The sequence below is a fragment of the Zymomonas mobilis subsp. mobilis ATCC 10988 genome (assembly GCF_000175255.2).
GTDB classification, from domain to species: Bacteria; Pseudomonadota; Alphaproteobacteria; order Sphingomonadales; family Sphingomonadaceae; genus Zymomonas; species Zymomonas mobilis.
Map to the genome: position 1 here is coordinate 1,129,569 of NC_017262.1, position 20,275 is coordinate 1,149,843.

Below are 20,275 nucleotides of genomic sequence, written 5' to 3' on the forward strand. Positions count from 1 at the left end.
ATAATACAATGAGTAAGATGTTGGAAATTCGTAATCTTCGCGCTGAAGTCGATAACAAGCAGATTCTGAAAGGCTTGAATCTGGAAATAGGTGCCGGAGAAATTCATGCTATCATGGGGCCTAATGGGGCAGGGAAATCCACCCTTTCCTATGTTCTTTCCGGTAAGCCCGGCTATACGGTAACGGATGGCTCCGCCCGTTTTATGGGAAAAGACTTGCTGGCGATGGAACCGCATGAGCGGGCAGCCGCCGGTCTGTTTTTGGGCTTTCAATATCCGGTAGAAATTGCCGGTGTTTCCAATCTCCATTTTTTGAGAGCGGCAGCTAATGCCCAGCGGAAAACACGGGGTGAAGAGGAACTCTCCGCTGGAGAATTTATTAAAATTGCCAGCAAGGAAGCCAAAGCATTGGGCATCAATCCCGAAATGTTGAAGCGTCCTGTTAATGTCGGTTTTTCGGGCGGTGAAAAGAAACGCAACGAAATGATGCAGATGGCCGTTCTTCAGCCAAAGCTGGCTATTCTGGATGAAACCGATTCCGGTCTTGATATTGATGCCTTGCGGATTGTCAGCGAAAGCATCAATCGCGTTATGCGGCAGCCAGATCGTTCCGTCCTGTTAATTACCCATTATCAGCGTTTGTTGGATCATGTAAAACCGGATTTCGTCCATGTTTTGGTCAAAGGTCAGATTGTGCGCTCCGGCGGGGCAGAGCTGGCTTTGGAACTGGAACGCGAAGGTTATGGGGAGTTGGTAGCATGACGACTGTCGAAGACAGCCATAAGACAAAAGCTGCTCTGACATTACCTTCTCCGCATGACGAAGAATGGCATTGGTCGCGGTTGAATGCTTTGGAAATATTGGCAGGCGAAGAGCATGGCCAGTTTCCTTTGCCCAATCCGTCTTCTTTCTGGTCAGGTCTGACAAATCCTAAATTGCTGTTTATTGACGGGGTTTACCAGCCGGAAGCGAGCCATCCGGGGCCTGTTAAAATCGGAGCCGTGGAGGCAAAAAGCCAAAATCCTTTGGGTCAAATGGCTAATGGGGCAAGTGGCTGGACGCTCGAGATTGAAGAAGACTGCGCCGAGCCTATCGAGATTTTATATTTAGGCAGCGGCGGTGCTTACCATCTGCCTTCTTCTGTTCGTTTAGCCAAGAATGTTTCGGCAACTTTGGTCGAGACTTATGCTGGACAGGGTTGGGGCAACCGCTTTTCCTATTTCGATCTTGGTGAAAATGCTCAATTACAACGCTTATCGCGTTTATCTTGCGAAGGCGGCTTTACGTCTTTGATTGAAGAAGGTCGTTTGGGTGAAAACGCCCATTTGCTGACCGACTGGATCGGAAATAAAGGCGCGGATAGTCGGATAGACCAGCGTTTCGATTTAACCGCTTCCGGTGCTGAATTGATGAGCGGCGGCGCTTTTCTGGCAAGAGAAAAACAGCGGCATGATATCATGATTATCACCCGCCATATTGCCGAGGGATGTCGCAGCCGTCAGAAGTTAAGAGCCTTGGCCGATGATGAATCAACGGTCAGCTTGGCTGTTCGCACAGAGGTTGCCGCTTCTGCACAAAAAAGCGACGGGGAGCAGTCTTTGAAAGGCCTGCTTTTGTCCCGTAACGCAACGATTAATATGAAGCCGGAGCTGGAAATCTATGCCGATGATGTCAAATGCGCGCATGGGGCGGCTGTCGGTGAACTTGATCCGCAGGCGCTTTTCTATCTGGAATCCCGAGGTATTGACCCCGAAGAAGCCAAAGATTTGTTGATTCAATCTTTTGTGATGGAAGCCTTTATTTCGACTCCGGATAGTCTGCTCTATTCGACATGGCTGCATGATACAGAACATTGGGCAGGAGAAAAAGAATGAGCCCGTCAGCAGGAAATAACAGAGTAGCGGATTTCAATCATCGCGCCGATTTTCCGGCTATTCCTGAAAACTGGTCTTATCTTGATAGTGCTGCCACGGCACAAAAACCGAAAGCGGTTATAGACGCGGTCTATAAAGCCTATGCGGTCGATTATGCGACGGTGCATCGCGGCGTTTATAGTCGTTCGGCGGATATGACGATTGCCTATGAAAAGGCGCGAGAAACGGTTGCGCGCTTTATCGGAGCCAAAACCCCTGATGAGATTGTTTTTGTTCGTGGTGCAACCGAAGCGATCAATTTGGTTGCCCAGATCTGGGGTGCTGCCCATTTAAAACAAGGCGACCGAATCCTTATCAGTCAATTGGAACATCACAGCAATATTGTGCCTTGGCAGCTTTTGCGTGACCGGATGGGTTTTTCCATCGATGTTATTCCTTTGGATGAAGAAGGCCAGATAGATCTGGATGCGGCTGCCCGAATGATCCGGCCGGAACATAAACTGCTTTCATTGGCTCATATATCCAATGTGCTGGGTTCGGTTCTGGATGTTTCGAAAGCCCGAAAAATTGCGGATAGTGTCGGAGCAAAATTATTGATTGATGGGTGTCAGTCAGCCCCTCATTTGCCTATCAATGTTTCTGAATTAGGATGCGATTTTTTCGTTTTTTCAGGCCACAAGCTCTATGCACCAACGGGTATCGGAGTTTTATGGGCTAAATCCGATATTTTGGACTCGATGGCACCTTGGCAGGGCGGTGGTGCGATGATCGATCAGGTCACTTTTGAAAAAACGACCTATCTTGATCCGCCTGCACGCTTTGAAGCTGGAACGCCGCATATTGTCGGGACTTTGGGGCTGGCCGCCGCCATTGAATATCTAGAAAATATCGGCATGGAAGAAGTTGCCCGTCACGAGGCTGCTTTAACTAAAATAGCGAGAAACCGCCTGAAAGATATCAAGGGATTGCGTCTTTTTGGTGCAGATGACAGCGCAGCAATCTTAAGTTTTTCTATGGACGGTATTCATCCTCACGATATCGGCACTATCTTGGATGAAGAGGGTGTCGCTATCCGCGCCGGTCACCATTGCGCTCAACCTCTGATGGCTCATTTGAATGTGCCAGCGACCGCAAGAGCCAGTTTTGGTCTTTATAATGAAGAGCAAGATATCGAGCGTTTGGCAGCCGGACTTTCAAGAGTAGTGAGTATTTTCTTATGAGTAATATCACGGGAACGTCGGAAGCCCCTTTAGAAACGCCTTCGGGTGAAAATTCTGGCGAGGCCTCGGCCTCTGCCCCTCGGAAACAGGATTATCTCGAAGGCTTCACGGCTGAAAAACCGGATAAGGAAAAGCTGAAGGCTGAAATTATCGAAACCTTGAGAGATATTTATGATCCGGAAATTCCGGTTAATATTTATGATCTGGGGTTGGTTTATGACATTGAAATTGGTGATGACAATCATGTCGTTATCAAAATGACCCTGACAACGCCGAATTGTCCGGTTGCGGGGTCGATGCCTGCGGAAATTGAACTGCGCGTCGGGCAAATAAAAGGGGTCGGTGCGGTTGAAGTTGAATTGGTGTGGGATCCGCCTTGGGGCATGGATCGCATCAGCGATGAAGCCAAACTTGAATTAGGGCTGTTGTAGCTTTGAAAAGCTCTCAATAGCCCCGAAAGGAATATGAAATGGCGAAGACTGCTTCTGTTATTACCCTGACCCCGAATGCTAAAATGCGGATCAAAAAACTGTTATCCGAAGCCCCTGAAGGAACGGTTGGGGTTAAACTCTCAACTCCGAAGAAAGGCTGTTCGGGCTTGGCATATTCTTTGGAATATACCGATAAAGCTGACCCGCTCGATGAACGGATTGTGATTGATGATGCGGTGTTATTTATTGATAATGCCTCGTTACTTTATTTGATCGGTTCAGAAATGGATTGGGTCGAAGATGATTTTCAGGCCGCTTTCCAATTTAAAAATCCTAATGCGACCGGCATGTGCGGTTGCGGTGAAAGCTTTACTGTCTGATTATTGGGTTGAATGAAGCCTTGTCTTTTATTCGCTTTATTTGTGTCCAGTTTTCTTTTTTGTAATAAAACAGGTATAGAAGGGGATGATGACCCCTCAATTGTCTCAATGACAAGGCACCTATATGACTTCTAGTTTGCAGCATATCGAAAACTGGATCTTTGACCTCGATAATACGCTCTATCCGCCGGATGCTGATCTTTTTACCCATATCGACAAGCGTATGGCCTATTATATTTCGGTGAAATTAAACCTGCCTCTGGAAAAATCCCAGAAACTACAGCAGGATTATTATCTAAAATATGGGGCTTCTTTGGTCGGTTTGTATCGGTATCACAATATCGACCCGTATGACTATTTGGCCTATGTCCACAATATCGAAATGGACAGTTTATCCCCCGACCTGACATTGAGACGATCTATTGAAAATTTGCCGGGACGCAAATGGATTTTTACAAATGGCGATCGACCTTATGCTGAACAGGTCTTAGAGCGCCGTGGATTGTCGGGTGTATTTGAAGGGGTATTCGACATCCATTCTTCGCAATATCGACCAAAGCCCGATCCTTCTTGTTATCAACGTATGTTGGAAGAATTTCAGGCCAATGGAGAAAAATCGCTCTTTGTCGATGATATGGCCTGTAACCTGTTGCCTGCGAAAGATCAGGGCATGACCACTGTTTGGGTCAATCATGGATTGAAAGGGCAGGATGGTCATATTACGGAAGGCCATGAAAAAATAGATTACGAAATTTATGATGTCGGTTCTTGGTTAAAAGAGATAACAGCGTAAATTCAACTTGTTACTATAAAGAAAGAAATCGGGATGTCTGATCTTATCAAGATTATTGATCAAGCCTTTGAAGACCGTGCCAATATTACGCCTGCGACCAAAGGTGCCGTTGTCGAAGCCGTTGAAGAGGCTCTGTCCTTATTGGATTCTGGTAAACGCCGCGTTGCCGAATTGGGCGATAATGGCGAATGGGTCGTCAATCAGTGGTTGAAAAAAGCCGTTCTTCTGTCTTTCCGTTTGACCGGCAATGCGCCGATGAATGGTGGTTATGATAAAGTCCCGCTGAAATTCGCTAACTGGAGCGAAGATCAGTTTAAACAGGCTGGTTTCCGTGCGGTTCCCGGGGCCGTTGTTCGTCGTGGCGCCTTTATTTCCAAGGGCGCTGTCCTGATGCCGAGCTTCGTAAATATCGGTGCTTATGTCGGCGAAAATACCATGGTTGATACATGGGCAACCGTTGGTTCATGCGCCCAGATCGGTGCGAATGTCCATATTTCTGGCGGTGCCGGTATCGGCGGTGTGCTTGAACCTTTACAGGCAGGCCCTGTCATCATTGGCGACAATGCCTTTATCGGGGCGCGTTCCGAAGTTGCCGAAGGCGTTACGGTCGGTGAAGGTGCCGTTCTGTCGATGGGTGTCTTTATCGGTGCGTCAACCCGTATTATTGATCGGGCAACTGGCGAAATCCATATGGGTAAGGTCCCGCCTTATGCTGTGGTTGTTCCGGGTAGCTTGCCTGGCAAGCCTTTGCCTGATGGTCGTCCGGGACCTTCGCTTTATTGCGCTGTTATTGTTAAAACAGCCGATGAACGCACCCGTTCAAAGACCAGCATCAATCAGCTTTTAAGAGAAGCCCAGAATTAAAGTCTATTGAGACGTAACGGAAAGCCGGCATTTTATGAATGCCGGCTTTTTTTATAAAAGAAACGCCTTATTTCCCGATTAAAGGCAGTTCTTCGAGCATATTCTTTAAATTAAGCGCATCCCATGGGAGATGTTCGGCAATAGTTAAACCCACCGCCTTGGAAATAGAGGCCGCTTGATTAGCCAATTTTACGACATCTGGTATGTTTAATTTGCCTTCTGCGACATCCCCGAAATCATGCTGTCCTCGACCCGGTTTAGCAAAAAGAACAGATCTGAAATTATGGGGATCCAATACATCCAAGTCTATATGGATGGCCAGATATTCGATTTTTTCATTCTTGATCCAGTCTAAAACGGGTTGAGCGCCAGACCTTACCTGTTCTGGAGAGCAAGTTTGAATTTTATGCTCGGAAATAAAATTTGCTTCATAGGGGAGCGGGTCATGTATGCCCGCAATCATAATTTTTTGTGGAGATACTGGGTGTTTAACCGTTCTGGTAAAATCAGAATCGCCATTACCCATCAATTCCCCAAGCACATGGGCATGCGCATTTTTATATTCCTTGGGCGTTTGAACATCTGGATGTGAATCGATCCAAAGAATCCCTAACTTATCTTTATATTTTTCAAGAAGCCATGAGAAGGGTGCTAAAGAAACAAGGCAATCACCGCCTAAGACAACTAGAGAATCTGGTGTGTGCTTTTCGATCAACTGCCGCGCTTTTGATAGCTGATCTATTAAAATTGACCGCCCAACAATGCCATTTTCTTCTTGCAGCGGTTCTCCTGTTGGTTTTGGAACAGGCACTTCTTCAACCGCGCCTTTGGGATCAGGCGATAACCACGCCAAAAGCTGCGAACCCAAATAGTAAGGGGGATTATCACCACCTTGCCATTGCGGGAAAATGAGTCTCAACGGTTTATTAATACTACTCATTACCATGCTCCAAAGAGTATCAACCCAGCTCTTAATCTAGGCGATAATCTATGGCTTAAATAGGCACAGTCGATGACTCTAAAGCTGCAGGCGTTAACGGGCGTTAATGTAAATGATTTTTTGAAAAGATTTTATATTATTATTTTTTCTGTCGTCGTTTTTGAAAAAATTATTTAAGATTAACACGTATTTTTAATATATTTGTTTATAACAATAAAATTTTGTTAAATCAAAATATCCATTAAGAAGATAGCTTGTCTCGGACTGTAAAATTTACCGCCTTCCAAATATGGAAAGCGGTAAAAGGATAATATCAGAATATTATACGAGATGTTTTTAATCTTCGGGTGGTGCCAATAATTTGCGGGTAAAGCCAATAAGGCCGATTTGGCGGCGTCTTTTAATTCTTTCGACCGTCAAAATGTTTTTCACCTGTTTGACACATTCATCCATGTCATCATTGATCAAAACATAATCATAGCCATCCCAATGGCTTATCTCGCTTGCAGCGCGCGCCATTCTTTTTTGGATAACTTCTTCGGAATCGGTTCCCCGACCTCTTAACCGGCGTTCCAGTTCTTCAAAAGAAGGGGGAAGAATATAAACGCGTATCGTATCGCCGCTGGCCTGTTGCCAGAGCTGTTGCGCGCCTTGCCAGTCGATATCAAAGAGGACATCTTGGCCTTTGTGAAGCATTTCTTCAACAGGGGCGCGGGGCGTACCATAGCGATTATCAAAAACATGCGCCCATTCCAAAAGCTGGTTCTCGGCGACCATCTTTTTAAAAGTCGGGACATCGACGAAATGATAATCTACTCCGTCAACTTCCCCTGGTCGTTTGGGACGCGTTGTAACAGAAACTGACAGATGAATTTCATCATCTTCGGCCAGTATTCTACGGGCGATAGTGGACTTACCTGCACCTGAGGGTGAGGATATAACAAAAAGAAGTCCACGGCGGGCTAGTCGAAAATTAGCTGAAGGCATGGGAACCTTTTGCCCAAGCAGGGATGAAGGTCAAGGGGCTAAGATAAGAATAATCCCGAAATAGAATATAATAGAAAGCCGCTTAAAAGAATAAAGGGCGTATTCTTTCGAATGCACCCTTTTTGAAAAACAGGTCTTGTCAGGACAATAGGCTTAACGGCAGCGAATTTTATTCCGGTCAATCTGACGTCCGATAAGAGCGCCGCCGCCAGCACCCAGAAGCGTGCCGATAGTTTTTGACCCACCCGGTGCGATAACGTCGCCCAGCAAGCCGCCGCCAAGAGCGCCAATGATCGTTCCGGTCGTACCATCAGAACGATGGCAATAATAGCGGCCATCATTACCGCGATAAATGCGATCATTGGGGCCTAAACGGCCATCCCGATATCCGCCACGACGTCCGCCGCCGCGATAATAACCACCGTCACGGCCACCATCGCGATAGCCACCCCGATCGCCTCTATCCCAATTGCCACCGCGACCATCGTCACGATCGCCATAATAATTGGGCGGGGGTGATCCACCCGGAGGTTGTGCCTGCACTGCTGCAATAGGTGCCATCAAAATGAGTGCCAGAGCAAACGATAACCGTTTCACTGTTTTGTCCTCTCGCTTGAAATCAAGCATCACAATAAAATGATGTGTTGTTAGCCTGTTTCTATCAATTAGAATATGAGCGTAGCATTAAGAATTTAAACAGCTAATTGAAATCTTTGTTTCCGATCTCAACAAAAAATCAGCAGGATTTGTCCCAACAAGCCGATAATACCAATCGCCCAGACGATGCTGCGTAAATAAGGCACACCAAAAGCATAAAGCGGTAAATATGTCAGGCGGGAGGCCACATATAATTCGGCGCTTAATTCACTATAATAGCCGTTATGCCCCAAATAGAGGTTGGCTAATAAGGCTGCTATAAACAAGGGGAGGGTTTCAAACAGATTCGCTTGCGCCCGACTTAAGCGACCCGCCATAGGGGAAAGAGGGGGAAGCGCTTCATCTCTGGCACCTACATTCCATTTATAGCCATATTGGCGCGTCTTGAAATGAGCCGTTAGAAAAATTTGTAACAAAGCCAACAACAACACTATGCCGAGAAGATAAAATTCGGGCGGCTTGGTCATAAAAAATCCCTTTATATTGTAGCGGTTAATCGTCTTTTGCTATGCTGCCAGAAATCTTATTCAGAATAAGCGGTTCTAAAAACTCATAATTCCGCCATAACCGATGATTATCATCAGCGACCTTAACACGAATATAGACAGGATTAGATTAGAGTCATGGCCAATATCATTTCGGTAATCATTGGTTTTCTGTCCCTTATTTCGGTAGCGGTTGCCTTTCTGCCTTTCGTGGGATGGCTGAACTGGATTATCATTCCGTTGCCGGTCATTGGCTTGGCCATTGGATGCTTATCCCGAGAAATAAGTGGTCGTCGTATCAATATATTGGCTATTTTATTAGGTTTTTTTCGCCTTATTATCGGCGGCGGCATTTTCTAACGCCTGTTTTCCACCTTATGCGATCAATGGTAGAAATATATCCTGCTTGAGAGGGCGGGAGAGACTGCCTTTCTCTGGCTAATTTTTGCCAATCATTCTATAAATCCCGTCATTTCAGATTGTCTTTCAAGGATATCTATGCCTTTCCCTTCTAGAGCCGAAATAGCCGATCAGCGGTATCGGATGTTGCTGTTTCGGAATTTGTCTTCCGATATTTTATTCTGTTTGCCCGTTATTGTGGAAGGGGAAGGTCGATGAGCGATAATGTCCGTAACTTTGTGGTTGATGATGACGATGATGGTATCCGCCTTGACCGTTGGTTTCAGCGTCATTTGCCAGATACCGGTTTCGCGAGAATAGCGCGCTGGACAAGAACCGGACAGATCCGCCTTGATGGTCGTCGCGCTACCCCCGGATCAAGAGTTATGGCGGGTCAATCCATCCGCGTCCCACCGGCTGAACCGAATTTGCAGGATAATCGTCCGACCAAGCCTTCCAGACCCGAATTGACGGAAGCTGAAATCGAATTTGCCCAGTCCTTGGTTATTCATCGCGATAAAGCGGCAATCGTGGTCAATAAACCCGCCGGTCTGGCGACCCAAGGTGGCACAAAAACCCATTACCATCTTGATGGTTTGTTGGATGCTTTGCAGTTTGAAGCGCCGTCTCGTCCCAAATTAGTCCATCGTTTGGACAAGGACACGTCCGGCGTTTTGCTGTTAGCCCGTTCCGCTAATAATGCCGGTTATTTTTCCAAAGCCTTTTCAGGGCGGACGGCGCATAAAGTCTATTGGGCTTTGGTTGTCGGTGTGCCTTCGATTACCGAAGGTTTGATTGATTTGCCTTTGGCTCGTCAGCCCGGAAGCGGCGGCGAAAAAATGCATGTCGATGAAGAAAATGGCGCGACGGCAAAAACCCTTTATCGCGTGATCGAACGGGCAGGGAATGCCGCCTGTTGGTTAGAGTTGCAGCCTTTAACAGGCCGCACCCATCAGTTGCGCGCTCATCTCTCGGCTATTGGCTTTCCTATTGTTGGTGATGGTAAATATGGCGGGAAAGAAGCCTTCTTGACCGGAGGCGTCAGCCGTAAAATGCATCTTCATGCCAGAAGATTGGTTATCCCGCATCCTGATGGTTCCAATTTGGATGTCCATGCCGATTTACCAGAGCATTTCCTCGAAAGTATGAGCTTGCTCGGTTTCGATTTAGAAAATGGCTATGATCGTCCGCTTGGTGGCGAAAAGGTCATTGATAAAGAAGCCGAAAAAATTGCAGAGGGTCGCCGCGCCCGTGATCGCCGCCGTGCCAGAAAAGGCGAAAGGCGGAATCGTTCTTCCCAGAAACCTTCTGCACCAAGGGGGCGAGATCGGAAACGGTGATTTGTCGTCCTTTTTCTGGTCTTAGCTTGTCATTTTGCTTATGCTGCCAAGCCGCAGCATAGCATTGCGTCATCCATCCTACCGGCAATAGCAAAAGAAGTGTGGTAGTGTGATTCCTAAAAATGCCTACAATCGGATTGCCAAGCAATTGGATCAAGCCGGAGAAAATAGCCGACAATGGGAAGAAAGTTCTTTCGATATTGTAAAGGCTAGCCGACGGCGGATGTTTATTATGTCTGCCTGTCGGGTTGTGGGCGCGTTATTACTGACTTTTGCTATTTTGCTCTTACAGATGCCTCGTTTCTTTCCGTGGGACCAGCGGTGGCTGGATGCTATGGTTGTTATCAGTTTTATCATTATGCTGATCCCTCAAATTTTGATCAGATGGCAAAAGCCATAAATTGAAAAGAGACAAGTTTTTCTGCCATGAAAAGAAAACGTTTTTATAAAAAAGCCACTGTCGATAAAGCTGAAATAGGCTTTGCTGCGAAATTGGATGACCGTCAGATCATGACTCCGGCAAGACACCCTTTAATTTTGCCGACTCGTGCTTTGGCAGAGGCTGTCGCCGAAGAATGGAACAATCAACCGAAAGAAATTGATCTCGCTTCGATGCCGATAACCGGCTATGCCAATGCTGCCGTTGATCTGGTGCCTGATCGCTATGATGATTTTGTTGCTGGTATTCGCCAATTTGCTGAAAGCGATGTGACTTGTTACCGTGCCGACAGCCCTCAGGCCTTGGTTGATCGAGAAATCGAATTATGGGAACCTTTGTTGGAATGGGCGGAAAAGCGCTTTGATATCCATTTCCATCGGGTGGTTGGTATTATCCATAAAAAGCAGCCTGAAGTGACTTTGCAGCGGATTGGTGCAGCCGTTACAGATTTCAATCATTTTGAAATCGTCGCTTTGACACAACTGGCAACTATTTCAGGCTCTTTGGTTATTCCACTTGCTATACTGGCAGATGAAATTACACCTGAGAAAGCTTTTGATGCCGCCCATATCGACGAAATATGGCAGGCAGAACAATGGGGGCAGGATGAAGTCGCGGCCAACGCCCTTAAACGTCGTCGTCGTGACTTTTTAGCTGCTGCCCGTTTTTTCAGCCTGGTAAATACAAACTAACGGTCAAAGAACCGGATATTAAGGAAGGATGTCTGAAATGACAGGGCAGAAATCATGGGCTTTTTTAGCTCAAAATGATTTGGGAGAAGGGGGCGCCCCTTTAGCTTTAATTTTTGATTGTGATGGCACCTTACTCAATAGTTTGCCGGTATATGAACGGGCTTGGGTCGCTATCTGGGGTGAACTGGGCTATTCAATGGAACATAGCTGGTATCAGCCAAGATCCGGCTTTTCTGAAGACAATCTGATAACCGCTTTTGAAGAAAAAGTCGGTCAGAAATTCGACCACAAGGCGATATCTGACAAGATGAAGACCTATTATCTTGCCAATATACAGCATGTTGTCGAGATTACGCCTGTCGCAGATATTGCCCGCAATGCTTATGGAAAATTCCCGATGGCGGTTGCGTCTTGTGCGCCCCGTAGTTTGTTGCTGGAAGGCTTGAAAATAACAGGTTTGTTTGACCTGTTTGATACTATTCTTTCTGTCGATGATATCGGCGTGCCGAAACCTGCCCCTGATATTTTCTTGAAGGCAGCTGAAAGATTAGGTGTAGAAGCCGAGCATTGTCTGGTTTTTGAAGATAGTGTGACCGGATTTGAAGCGGCGAAGCGCGCTCATATGCCGGTTATTGATGTGACTCCTTTGATTGCCTCGAATCAAAAAGATTAAAGCATTTCATCCCGCATTATTTTTAAATGCAAAAAAGGCCATGAATCTCATGGCCTTTTTTTTGTAGATTTTATCTGTCTGTTTTACGCTGGGAATAGCCCGCTTTCGTCTTTTTCGTTTGCCGTTGCCTCTATATTGGATTGAGCATCACGGCGTTGGTCAAAGGCACCCCAAACCTCATTCCAGTCGCCTTTGGTCGCGGCTTTGGAATATTCAGTCGAGCGAGTTTCAAAGAAATTGGCATGTTCAACGCCATTCAACAAAGGCGTGAGCCAAGGAAGCGGATGTTCTTCGATCATGTAGATAGGTGAAAGACCCAACTGACCTAAACGCCAATCAGCAATATAACGAATATATTTTTTGATTTCTTTCGGGGTCATGCCTTCAACGGGACCCATTTCAAAAACCAGATCAATAAAGGCATCTTCAATTCTGACCGTTCTTTGGCAGATATTGAGAATATCGTCCTTAACCTGTTTGGTCAGGCATTGGCGTTCCTGACAGAAGGTATGGAAAAGACGAATAATCCCTTCGCAATGAAGCGATTCATCGCGAACACTCCAAGACACAATCTGCCCCATGCCTTTCATCTTATTGAAGCGGGGGAAGTTCATCAACATCGCAAAACTGGCGAAAAGCTGTAAACCTTCGGTGAAGCCACCCATCATCGCCAGCGTGCGGGCAATATCCTGATCGCTGCCGACATCAAAGGTTGCCAGATAATCATGCTTGTCCTTCATTTCTTTATATTGAAGGAAAGCCGAATATTCAGTTTCCGGCATGCCGATGGTATCAAGTAGATGGGAATAGGCCGCAATATGCACCGTTTCCATATTGCTGAAAGCCGTCAACATCATTTTGATTTCAGTCGGACGGAAAATGCGACCATATTTATCGAAGTAGCAATCCTGAACTTCGACATCAGCCTGCGTGAAAAAACGGAATATCTGCGTTAATAGATTGCGTTCGTGATCGCTTAATTTTTGCGCCCAGTCCCGACAATCTTCGCCTAAAGGCACTTCTTCGGGAAGCCAATGAAGCTGCTGCTGCCGCTGCCAGAATTCAAAAGCCCATGGATATTCAAAAGGCTTGTAAACCGGAGATGCCTTAAGCAGGGACATAGGGGCGGTTCCTTCGTATAAAATAGGGATAGAAAGACGAATCTGGCGATCTTGTCCTGCCGATTCTGAAAATGAGGAAAGACTCTACATATAGTATTACAAAAAGTTTAGCATTCTATATATAGATTCTATAAAAATTTGTTATCAAAAAAATCATTCAAAATTTTTCTGTTCTCTAGTCAAAACATCAATTTTGTGATTCATCGGCCTTTATGGATATAAAGAGTAAAAGAAGGGCTATCCCTCTTTAGAATTTTTGTTAGAAAAAGCCGCCATTGATGAAAACTATAACTTATCGGATATCTAAGGCCGGAGACTGGGAGATTTCATGAAGTCAGCGCGTTTTTTAGCTGATCGGGCTGTTGTATTGTTACTAGGTGTCGCAGTCGGAACAGCCATAGGTTATGCTTTTGGTTCGTCAGGAAAATCCGGCGAGACGCCTGTTGCTTCCTCTACCCAGTCGATCACTTCTCTTGATAATCAAAATTATAGCCCTGAGCAGGCTTCTTCTGATCAGCCAGTGATGAACAATTCGGTTGCGACAGTGGAACCGCCCAAGCTGGCAGAAAAGGAAACAAGCGAAGGCTATAAACCCTTCGTGCCATCGCATTCACCTTTACCACCAGAACCATCAAGCGCAAATCTGAATCAGCGTTTATCCCAAGGCGAACCGCTTCGGGTCGGGGTATTCGGTGATAGCTATGGTGATGGGCTTTGGTCGGCTCTTTATCGTCTATTACCGGCGAAAGAGGGCTATCGTGTTTTGAAATTTAGCCAGCAATCGACAGGCTTTACCCGTTACCAAAGCCTGAATGTCGAAGAAAAAGCCAAAAGCGATCTGGTAAGTCAGCCTGTTGATATTGCGGTTATTTGTTTTGGTGCCAATGACGTTCAAGGTGTTTTAGTCGGGCATCATGCCGCGCCCTTGCTGAGCGCAGAATGGCGACAGGTCATTGGTGACCGGATAGAAAGTTTCGTGTCCATGCTGCGGCAAAAAGGCATAAGCGTTTATTGGGTTGGTTTACCCGTGATGCGGAAAGCTGATTTCGATGCCAGTATCAGCAGCATGAACAGCTTTTATGCCGCCGAAATGGCTAAGTTAAATGTTCCCTTTATTGAAACCCGTTCGCTAACAGTAGACGAAAATGGACAATACGCGCCTTATCTAATGGATGGCACTAATGACGCGACAAAGAAAATGACATTGATGCGGGCAAATGACGGGGTGCATATGTCGATGACCGGATATGTCAGATTAAGCCGTGGTTTGGCTTCGCAAATCCGTCATTTCGCCGATCAGCATCGCCCAAAACTGCCCGCCACATCAAGTGAAACGGCCAGTCTTGTAGCTAGTCAAAAAGAAGTGAGCCGGTGAAACGCCTGATTCCATCAAAACTGACTTTAGTCCTGAAATCTGCTTTGGCCTCCTGTGCTTTTATGGCCGGTGCCTTTGCGCCTGCTGCGCAGACAGCCTCTTCTTCGCCTATAATGGGTGTGCCTTTCACGCCGCCAGAAACACCACCGGCTTTAAAAAATTCTGAAGCCATTCTTCCTTTTTTCAAAAAATTGGCTGAATATCCCCGTGGGCGACATTTAAAGCCGCTCCATATTCTTCAAATCGGTGACAGCCATACCGCAGGCGATTCTATTTCAGGGGCGTGGCGTTCTATTTTACAAAACCGCTATGGCTCGGGCGGGCGGGGCGTTTTAGCCCCCGGTATTCCTTATAAAGGCTATATTGCTCATGGTGTCCATGTCTCCATGTCGGATGGTTGGACTATCGGCTCTATTTTCGGTTCTCATTATAGTAGCGATATGCCGCCGGTCGGTTTTAGTGGTTTTAACCTGACCTCTCACAAGAATGGCGCACAGATCTCGCTTGATAGCGGGATTGAAGAGGCCTTTGACCGTTTTACCGTTTGTGGCTTGGCGAAACCCGGTGCTGGTATTGTCGTCGTTTCTATGGGCGGGCAATTCCAGCGGGTCGATTTCAACAGCAGTTGGTCGCATAGCCAATGTGTCACTTTAACAAGTGATATGCCTCAGGTTCATGCCGATGTCGTCGCCGCGGAAGGTCCCATTACCCTGACATCATGGGCGAGCTTCCGAGATAATGGTGGCGTTGCCTTATCCAATCTCGGGGTGGTCGGTTCCCAGTTAATTCATCTTCAAAGAAGTAGCGATCAGGTTATCGCAACAGAATTAAAAGTATATCACCCCGATCTGATTGTGCTGGCTTTCGGAACGAATGAAGGCTTCGCGCCTTATTTTGATCCCACGGCGTTTGAATCCGTTTTGCGTGAACAAATTTCACGGATTCGGCGATTGTCCGGCAATGTGCCTATTTTAATGCTGGGCGCGCCTGATGCTTCAAGCCGTCGCGAAGAAATGCTGCATAATACGCCCGGTGTTTCTCCGCCTCTTTGTTCTGAACCGCTTCCTACGGATGGTTTTGTTACTAGTCCGGCCTCTAATCCTGCAACCGCTTCGCAGCTCTCAGCCAATCAGTCCAAAGGGGTCGATTCTGTGATGTCGACTTTGCGGCAACAGGGGGTGTTCGGTTCAGATGGCAATGGCCCCGATATTTCGCAGCCTCCGGGATCGGATACGAATTCAGCTCAAAATGCGTTGCCTAATATCGTGCCGCCTTCCAATGTTATTTGGAAAGTGACAACCCATCCGTTATTTCCGCCCGCTGGTTTGGCGGCGGTTCGTCGGGTGCAACAACGTGTCGCATCCCAGTTGGGTATTGCCTTTTGGGATTGGCATGCCCGTATGGGGGGCGATTGTGCCGCCGTCCATTGGGGCAAGGCTTATCCTTCTTTGATGCGACGTGATTATGTCCACTATACATCTCTGGGTGGACAAATTATCGCAAATCGTCTGGATAACGATATAAAAAACGCTATGGAGTCCTCTCCATCTCCGGCGCGATAGCCCTTTTTCGGGTAAAATTTAGGTTTCAAGAATGCTTTTTCCGACTCTGACTTTTGGACTGTTTTTTCTGGTCGTCTTTTCTGTCGCCTGTTGTTTCAGGGGCAGTAATGACTGGCGAAAAATAGCTTTGTTGATTGCAAGCTGGTTTTTTTATGGTTGGTGGGATTGGCGTTTTGTTGCCTTATTAATCTTATCGGCTGTTTTTAATTGGGCGATGGCCGCTTGGTTATCCTGTTACGAAGGAAAAGCGCGTAAACGGATTATGATAGCCGGTATTATCGGCAATGTGTCTATTCTGGCTTTCTTCAAATATTATGCTTTTTTGCTGAACCAGATTGCCGCCTTTTGCGGATTGTTGGGATATGCGCCGCATTTACCCTTTATGGAAATTGTTCTTCCTGTCGGAGTCAGCTTCTTTACTTTTCAGGGAATGTCCTATCTGGTCGATGTCGAAAAGCGGAAAGTGCCACCGGCCTCTTTGGGTGACATCTTATTGTTAATGTCGTTTTTCCCGCATTTGGTGGCGGGGCCTATCGTTCGAGCATCGGAACTTTTACCCCAGTTTAAGGCTGTGCCGCCTTTTGAAAAATCCAAAATTTCGATGGCTTTGCTGTTGATTGTCTGGGGACTATTTAAAAAAGCAGTGGTGGCTTCGGAAATTTCGACCCAATTGGTTGATCCGGTCTTTTTTGATCCATCATCCCATTCGAGTTTGGAACTGGTTATGGCCGCCTATGGCTATGCTGCCCAGATTTACTGCGATTTCTCGGCTTATAGCGATATGGCCATCGGCTTGGCCGCGTTGTTAGGGTACCGTTTTCCTGTCAATTTCAACCAGCCCTATCGCGCCGCTTCCTTACAGGATTTTTGGCGGCGTTGGCATATCAGCCTGTCTTCATGGTTACGTGACTATGTTTATATCGGTTGGTTGGGTGGCAATCGTTGCGGGGCCTTTAGAACCTATCTGAATCTCTTTATTACGATGTTAATTGGTGGGTTATGGCATGGTGCCAATATGACCTTCGTGATTTGGGGCGCGCTTCATGGCGGGGTTCTTGCCTGTGAGCGTTTTTGGAGCCGGATTAAACCCGCCAGTTGGCCGAGCTTACCCGTTTGGATCCGCACGATTTTTACCTTCCATATCGTCGTGGTTGGATGGATATTCTTCCGAGCTGACAGCTTTTCATCCGCAATCCAGTATTTGAAAAATATTACCCAAGGTTCATGGTCTGCGGGACAGGTAACGCCGTTAATGGTGATGTTAGTTCTGTTCGGATTGGTAATTCATTTCTTGCCACGGCAAGGGCTGACCCATCTCGCCTTGAGAATAAAGAATTGGCCGTCATGGTCTGTCGGAATCGCGATAGCGGTTTTGATCTTGATTATTGATGCTATGCGTTATGAAGGTGTCGCGCCCTTTATTTATTACCAGTTTTGATAGGGGAATAAGGCATTATGCCTAATGACTTTTCACCCATTGACTTGCCCAGTGATAAAAATGATCAGAAGCGAGCTGGCTTGTGGACGAGCATTGTTATTTCGACGGCAAGCCTTTTATTGGCATTGTTGAATGCCGAGGCTGTCGCGGATTGGGCGGATTCTTTGGCTCCAACAATATGGACAGCCCCGATTGTTTCTACGGCTGATAGCTGGCGCGATTTAGCTGCCGAGACTGGCCTGTCCGCGCCAAGAGATCTTTTACATCGCTATTGGAAGAAGCTAGAAGCGCTTCATTTTTCAAATCAGGAAGGGGCGGAGGCTGAATAGCCTCCCATATTAAAATTAACGATAGAAAACGTGGCTACCCAAAGCATTAACGCGAGTGCGCGTTTTAAAGAAATGGTTGGGTGCCTGCGAATTGGCATGATAGAACAAAGCCCCTTTGGTGAGGTCTTCACTGCTACCCGTTAAAACTTCATGCGCTACTTCAATCGCTTTCTGCCAGCGACGATCCTGACGCGGCGGCGTATAACGGGTGGTATCAAAAAACTGCCCCGGCTGATTAGTCACACCGCAGACTGTTTGCGGGAAACGACCACCGGCTTCTGCCCGATTTAAAATAAGCTGTGCAATCGCAATCTGGCCTTCACGGGGCTGGTTAGCCGCTTCGTGATAAACAACCTTGGCCATGCACATCGTTTGTGCGCCTTCGGATTGCTGTTCTAACTCATCAGCCGAAAGATTTTCACTCTCTTCGGAATAATCAGATGATTTTGCTAATGCCTGTCGAGCATGATTGGCGACAGTGTTATTATTATGATCGAATGACGTATTGGCGATGGGCTGGCTTTTCGCAATAGCCACGTTGCTCGCCAAGGTTACGCCCAAAGGAAGGGCGGCGGCTATGGCCTGATGTGCCGGAAAGGTGATGGCAGCTACAGGTAAAACTAATTTTGCCCATTTTTTACGAAATAAATGTCCTAAAGCGGACATCGACAACTCCATAACCTGCGCAATTTTCGGATGTCCCATATATAATGCAAGAATATAATCAGTCTTGGGACAGCAGAATAATCACGTCTTGTCGCTTTAAAGCATCCAAGATGGATGAATTAAATAACCGAACTTCTTGGTGACCCTCTATTCCCTTTTGGTCAATCCATCGGAACTTTTTACAAGGCTGCCCGTTCGTCTGATGCGGTGAAATGCAGCAGTTGTTCCGTCCGGGCGGATGGATTTTTCAATTTTTGTCATTGAGAGACTCAATGAAAGGGTAGGGCGGCTATAGCGTCCTGCTGCGTTTTTGGCCAGAATTTTCCTTAGATAAGATAATGGCACCGGCCTTTGATAGCTAAAAAGGCGTATTTTCCTGTTTTTTTTGAAAAAAATGAAAATTTATTCAAATTATGCTTGACGACACGACCAACCTACCTTAGAGGACAGGCCATCCCAAGCGGGTGTAGCTCAGTTGGTTAGAGCGCCGGCCTGTCACGCCGGAGGTCGCGAGTTCAAGTCTCGTCACTCGCGCCATTTTTTATGGCGCTTCTTTAGGGGGTACGCTTTCCCTTTCAATAAAGCGATCTTGCTGTTCCAAGCAAATTTTTCTCCTTAAAAAATATTTTTAGATGGTATCGCTTAGTAGATTAGGCGATAAGGCCTTTTGAGTATTTAAGTGATAATTTCTAATATCAGCCATTGACGGATTCTTCTCTTTATCCGAGACGTTATCTGCTTAAATCTTTGTGAAGATAAAAAGGCACCCTATAAACTTAACGGCTTGAAATAACTGATTCGCCTTGAGCTTTTAAGGTGTGACTGTTGATTGATGTTGGAGACGACCTTGGCTGACCTGCCACATAACAGCAATGATAACCAAAATACGTTACAGACGGCTTCCGAAACGACTGATGAAATAAAAACGCCGTTTTGTGTTGCCCATCGCCGGTGCATCACAGCTGCGATTGCCGTCATCCTTCTTGTAGTCGGTGTGGGTGGTATCGGCTGTTGGTCATATCATCGTCATAAACAGGAGGCTATCAATAGCCGCGGAGATGCTTTGGCAGCCGCTATTGCGCCGGTAATCCAAGGAGGACAGGTCAAGGATGTCGCAACATTGGATAAGCTGATCGCTTCCAATGATCCGGTTTATGCCAATCTTGGCCGTTTTTTAAAAGCCGGTGTCCTGTCTGATAAGGGTGACGTTAAAAGCGCGACCGCTTTATATCAAACGGTTCTTAATGATCCGGCTGCCGGTGATATTTTGCACGCTGTGGCGACTTTGCATTTAAGTGCCATTGAACTGGATACGGTGCCTCCTGAAAATGTGATTAAACGACTTCAACCTTTGGTTGCCCCTGGTAGTCGTTGGTTAGGAAGTGCCGGAGAAATGCAAGCGGCGGCTTATTTAAAAGAAAATAAACCGGAACAAGCCGTCAAAATTTATCAAAGAATTTATTCTGATACGTCTGTTCCTGAAGATATCCGTGAACGTGCCAAATCACTGGCTAATTCTTATGCTGATATCGTAGGTAACAATAAAGAAAAGCCGCAACAGGCCGCGGCGGCGACACCAGCGTCGGATAAAAAATAAGAGTAGCTGGGGAT

23 protein-coding genes and 1 tRNA gene are annotated in these 20,275 nt (G+C 46.5%); 18 read left to right on the top strand and 6 right to left on the bottom strand.

The genetic code is table 11. The features are described from left to right. The first annotated feature begins 8 nt into the window (after nucleotides 1–8). The 7 genes from sufC (at nucleotide 9) to dapD (ending at nucleotide 5,561) form a co-directional block, all read left to right on the top strand. Nucleotides 9–761 carry a Fe-S cluster assembly ATPase SufC gene (gene sufC / locus ZMOB_RS04965; protein WP_012817324.1) on the top strand — a complete coding sequence of 251 codons (753 nt, stop codon included), beginning with the start codon at nucleotides 9–11 and terminating at the stop codon, nucleotides 759–761. Continuing rightward, nucleotides 758–1,873, top strand: coding sequence for a SufD family Fe-S cluster assembly protein (locus ZMOB_RS04970; RefSeq protein ID WP_014500802.1), 1,116 nt, complete (start codon nucleotides 758–760; stop codon nucleotides 1,871–1,873). The genes sufC and ZMOB_RS04970 overlap by 4 nt, the downstream gene beginning before the upstream one ends. Then, on the top strand, nucleotides 1,870–3,093 hold the full coding sequence (locus tag ZMOB_RS04975; protein WP_014500803.1) for an aminotransferase class V-fold PLP-dependent enzyme: 1,224 nt from the start codon (nucleotides 1,870–1,872) through the stop codon (nucleotides 3,091–3,093). Before ZMOB_RS04970 ends, ZMOB_RS04975 begins: the two co-directional genes overlap by 4 nt. Beyond that, a complete protein-coding gene (locus ZMOB_RS04980; RefSeq protein ID WP_014500804.1) occupies nucleotides 3,090–3,524 on the top strand; it encodes an SUF system Fe-S cluster assembly protein in 435 nt (144 codons plus the stop codon). Before ZMOB_RS04975 ends, ZMOB_RS04980 begins: the two co-directional genes overlap by 4 nt. Before the next feature lie 38 nt (nucleotides 3,525–3,562). Next, nucleotides 3,563–3,904, top strand: coding sequence for a HesB/IscA family protein (locus ZMOB_RS04985; protein ID WP_011240343.1), 342 nt, complete (start codon nucleotides 3,563–3,565; stop codon nucleotides 3,902–3,904). A 124-nt stretch (nucleotides 3,905–4,028) separates the two neighbouring features. Then, nucleotides 4,029–4,697, top strand: a complete 669-nt coding sequence (locus tag ZMOB_RS04990; protein WP_014500805.1) for a pyrimidine 5'-nucleotidase — start codon at nucleotides 4,029–4,031, stop codon at nucleotides 4,695–4,697. 33 nt (nucleotides 4,698–4,730) lie between these two features. Then, on the top strand, nucleotides 4,731–5,561 hold the full coding sequence (gene dapD / locus ZMOB_RS04995) for a 2,3,4,5-tetrahydropyridine-2,6-dicarboxylate N-succinyltransferase (protein ID WP_014500806.1): 831 nt from the start codon (nucleotides 4,731–4,733) through the stop codon (nucleotides 5,559–5,561). Nucleotides 5,562–5,628: 67 nt separating this feature from the next. Here the strand turns inward: dapD and ZMOB_RS05000 are convergent, their stop codons facing one another. From ZMOB_RS05000 to ZMOB_RS05015, 4 genes are all read right to left on the bottom strand, one after another. Beyond that, nucleotides 5,629–6,501 (bottom strand): arginase family protein, encoded by an 873-nt coding sequence (locus ZMOB_RS05000; protein ID WP_014500807.1) that lies wholly within the window; start codon nucleotides 6,499–6,501, stop codon nucleotides 5,629–5,631. Nucleotides 6,502–6,837: 336 nt separating this feature from the next. Further along, nucleotides 6,838–7,488: a guanylate kinase gene (gene gmk / locus ZMOB_RS05005; RefSeq protein ID WP_011240347.1), complete on the bottom strand. Its 651-nt coding sequence runs from the start codon at nucleotides 7,486–7,488 to the stop codon at nucleotides 6,838–6,840. 153 nt (nucleotides 7,489–7,641) lie between these two features. After that, a complete protein-coding gene (locus ZMOB_RS05010) occupies nucleotides 7,642–8,085 on the bottom strand; it encodes a glycine zipper 2TM domain-containing protein (RefSeq protein ID WP_011240348.1) in 444 nt (147 codons plus the stop codon). A gap of 128 nt (nucleotides 8,086–8,213) precedes the next feature. Then, nucleotides 8,214–8,612: an MAPEG family protein gene (locus ZMOB_RS05015; RefSeq protein ID WP_014500808.1), complete on the bottom strand. Its 399-nt coding sequence runs from the start codon at nucleotides 8,610–8,612 to the stop codon at nucleotides 8,214–8,216. A 156-nt stretch (nucleotides 8,613–8,768) separates the two neighbouring features. Between ZMOB_RS05015 and ZMOB_RS05020 the strand changes: the two genes are divergently transcribed. From ZMOB_RS05020 to ZMOB_RS05040, 5 genes are all read left to right on the top strand, one after another. Further along, entirely contained in the window at nucleotides 8,769–8,990 is a 222-nt protein-coding gene (locus tag ZMOB_RS05020; RefSeq protein ID WP_011240350.1) for a hypothetical protein, read from the top strand. A 254-nt stretch (nucleotides 8,991–9,244) separates the two neighbouring features. After that, complete coding sequence (locus ZMOB_RS05025) at nucleotides 9,245–10,369, top strand: RluA family pseudouridine synthase (RefSeq protein ID WP_011240351.1); 1,125 nt, start codon at nucleotides 9,245–9,247, stop codon at nucleotides 10,367–10,369. Nucleotides 10,370–10,478: 109 nt separating this feature from the next. Continuing rightward, nucleotides 10,479–10,769: a hypothetical protein gene (locus tag ZMOB_RS05030; RefSeq protein WP_014500809.1), complete on the top strand. Its 291-nt coding sequence runs from the start codon at nucleotides 10,479–10,481 to the stop codon at nucleotides 10,767–10,769. Nucleotides 10,770–10,795: 26 nt separating this feature from the next. Continuing rightward, nucleotides 10,796–11,500 (top strand): ATP12 family chaperone protein, encoded by a 705-nt coding sequence (locus ZMOB_RS05035; protein WP_014500810.1) that lies wholly within the window; start codon nucleotides 10,796–10,798, stop codon nucleotides 11,498–11,500. 28 nt (nucleotides 11,501–11,528) lie between these two features. After that, entirely contained in the window at nucleotides 11,529–12,173 is a 645-nt protein-coding gene (locus ZMOB_RS05040) for an HAD family hydrolase (protein WP_017466335.1), read from the top strand. Nucleotides 12,174–12,256: 83 nt separating this feature from the next. Here the strand turns inward: ZMOB_RS05040 and ZMOB_RS05045 are convergent, their stop codons facing one another. After that, nucleotides 12,257–13,294, bottom strand: a complete 1,038-nt coding sequence (locus ZMOB_RS05045) for a ribonucleotide-diphosphate reductase subunit beta (RefSeq protein ID WP_011240355.1) — start codon at nucleotides 13,292–13,294, stop codon at nucleotides 12,257–12,259. A gap of 328 nt (nucleotides 13,295–13,622) precedes the next feature. Here ZMOB_RS05045 and ZMOB_RS05050 point away from each other — a divergent pair, with 328 nt between their 5' ends. The 4 genes from ZMOB_RS05050 to ZMOB_RS05065 are packed head-to-tail and all read left to right on the top strand — an operon-like array spanning nucleotide 13,623 to nucleotide 17,998. Then, nucleotides 13,623–14,669 (top strand): SGNH/GDSL hydrolase family protein, encoded by a 1,047-nt coding sequence (locus ZMOB_RS05050; RefSeq protein WP_014500811.1) that lies wholly within the window; start codon nucleotides 13,623–13,625, stop codon nucleotides 14,667–14,669. Beyond that, nucleotides 14,666–16,231: an SGNH/GDSL hydrolase family protein gene (locus tag ZMOB_RS05055; RefSeq protein ID WP_011240357.1), complete on the top strand. Its 1,566-nt coding sequence runs from the start codon at nucleotides 14,666–14,668 to the stop codon at nucleotides 16,229–16,231. Before ZMOB_RS05050 ends, ZMOB_RS05055 begins: the two co-directional genes overlap by 4 nt. A gap of 31 nt (nucleotides 16,232–16,262) precedes the next feature. Further along, entirely contained in the window at nucleotides 16,263–17,669 is a 1,407-nt protein-coding gene (locus ZMOB_RS05060) for an MBOAT family O-acyltransferase (protein ID WP_014500812.1), read from the top strand. A gap of 17 nt (nucleotides 17,670–17,686) precedes the next feature. Then, nucleotides 17,687–17,998, top strand: a complete 312-nt coding sequence (locus ZMOB_RS05065) for a hypothetical protein (RefSeq protein ID WP_014500813.1) — start codon at nucleotides 17,687–17,689, stop codon at nucleotides 17,996–17,998. Nucleotides 17,999–18,013: 15 nt separating this feature from the next. Here the strand turns inward: ZMOB_RS05065 and ZMOB_RS05070 are convergent, their stop codons facing one another. After that, nucleotides 18,014–18,664 carry a cell wall hydrolase gene (locus ZMOB_RS05070; RefSeq protein ID WP_011240360.1) on the bottom strand — a complete coding sequence of 217 codons (651 nt, stop codon included), beginning with the start codon at nucleotides 18,662–18,664 and terminating at the stop codon, nucleotides 18,014–18,016. A gap of 460 nt (nucleotides 18,665–19,124) precedes the next feature. On the opposite strand from ZMOB_RS05070, the gene ZMOB_RS05075 reads away from it, so the two are divergent. Both ZMOB_RS05075 and ZMOB_RS05080 read left to right on the top strand, forming a co-directional pair. After that, a tRNA-Asp gene (locus tag ZMOB_RS05075) sits at nucleotides 19,125–19,201 on the top strand. Nucleotides 19,202–19,496: 295 nt separating this feature from the next. Beyond that, the gene (locus ZMOB_RS05080; RefSeq protein ID WP_014500814.1) at nucleotides 19,497–20,261 is read left to right on the top strand and encodes a tetratricopeptide repeat protein; all 765 of its coding nucleotides are present in this window, start codon (nucleotides 19,497–19,499) and stop codon (nucleotides 20,259–20,261) included. Nucleotides 20,262–20,275: the final 14 nt, after the last annotated feature.

What these genes read in the sequence shown, in the direction of transcription:
- sufC (WP_012817324.1), top strand. Translation starts at nt 9, where the DNA reads ATGAGTAAGATGTTGGAAATTCGTAATCTTCGCGCTGAAGTCGATAAC.
- ZMOB_RS04970 (WP_014500802.1), top strand. Translation starts at nt 758, where the DNA reads ATGACGACTGTCGAAGACAGCCATAAGACAAAAGCTGCTCTGACATTA.
- ZMOB_RS04975 (WP_014500803.1), top strand. Translation starts at nt 1,870, where the DNA reads ATGAGCCCGTCAGCAGGAAATAACAGAGTAGCGGATTTCAATCATCGC.
- ZMOB_RS04980 (WP_014500804.1), top strand. Translation starts at nt 3,090, where the DNA reads ATGAGTAATATCACGGGAACGTCGGAAGCCCCTTTAGAAACGCCTTCG.
- ZMOB_RS04985 (WP_011240343.1), top strand. Translation starts at nt 3,563, where the DNA reads ATGGCGAAGACTGCTTCTGTTATTACCCTGACCCCGAATGCTAAAATG.
- ZMOB_RS04990 (WP_014500805.1), top strand. Translation starts at nt 4,029, where the DNA reads ATGACTTCTAGTTTGCAGCATATCGAAAACTGGATCTTTGACCTCGAT.
- dapD (WP_014500806.1), top strand. Translation starts at nt 4,731, where the DNA reads ATGTCTGATCTTATCAAGATTATTGATCAAGCCTTTGAAGACCGTGCC.
- ZMOB_RS05000 (WP_014500807.1), bottom strand. Translation starts at nt 6,501, where the DNA reads ATGAGTAGTATTAATAAACCGTTGAGACTCATTTTCCCGCAATGGCAA.
- gmk (WP_011240347.1), bottom strand. Translation starts at nt 7,488, where the DNA reads ATGCCTTCAGCTAATTTTCGACTAGCCCGCCGTGGACTTCTTTTTGTT.
- ZMOB_RS05015 (WP_014500808.1), bottom strand. Translation starts at nt 8,612, where the DNA reads ATGACCAAGCCGCCCGAATTTTATCTTCTCGGCATAGTGTTGTTGTTG.
- ZMOB_RS05020 (WP_011240350.1), top strand. Translation starts at nt 8,769, where the DNA reads ATGGCCAATATCATTTCGGTAATCATTGGTTTTCTGTCCCTTATTTCG.
- ZMOB_RS05025 (WP_011240351.1), top strand. Translation starts at nt 9,245, where the DNA reads ATGAGCGATAATGTCCGTAACTTTGTGGTTGATGATGACGATGATGGT.
- ZMOB_RS05035 (WP_014500810.1), top strand. Translation starts at nt 10,796, where the DNA reads ATGAAAAGAAAACGTTTTTATAAAAAAGCCACTGTCGATAAAGCTGAA.
- ZMOB_RS05040 (WP_017466335.1), top strand. Translation starts at nt 11,529, where the DNA reads ATGTCTGAAATGACAGGGCAGAAATCATGGGCTTTTTTAGCTCAAAAT.
- ZMOB_RS05045 (WP_011240355.1), bottom strand. Translation starts at nt 13,294, where the DNA reads ATGTCCCTGCTTAAGGCATCTCCGGTTTACAAGCCTTTTGAATATCCA.
- ZMOB_RS05050 (WP_014500811.1), top strand. Translation starts at nt 13,623, where the DNA reads ATGAAGTCAGCGCGTTTTTTAGCTGATCGGGCTGTTGTATTGTTACTA.
- ZMOB_RS05060 (WP_014500812.1), top strand. Translation starts at nt 16,263, where the DNA reads ATGCTTTTTCCGACTCTGACTTTTGGACTGTTTTTTCTGGTCGTCTTT.
- ZMOB_RS05065 (WP_014500813.1), top strand. Translation starts at nt 17,687, where the DNA reads ATGCCTAATGACTTTTCACCCATTGACTTGCCCAGTGATAAAAATGAT.
- ZMOB_RS05070 (WP_011240360.1), bottom strand. Translation starts at nt 18,664, where the DNA reads ATGTCCGCTTTAGGACATTTATTTCGTAAAAAATGGGCAAAATTAGTT.
- ZMOB_RS05080 (WP_014500814.1), top strand. Translation starts at nt 19,497, where the DNA reads ATGTTGGAGACGACCTTGGCTGACCTGCCACATAACAGCAATGATAAC.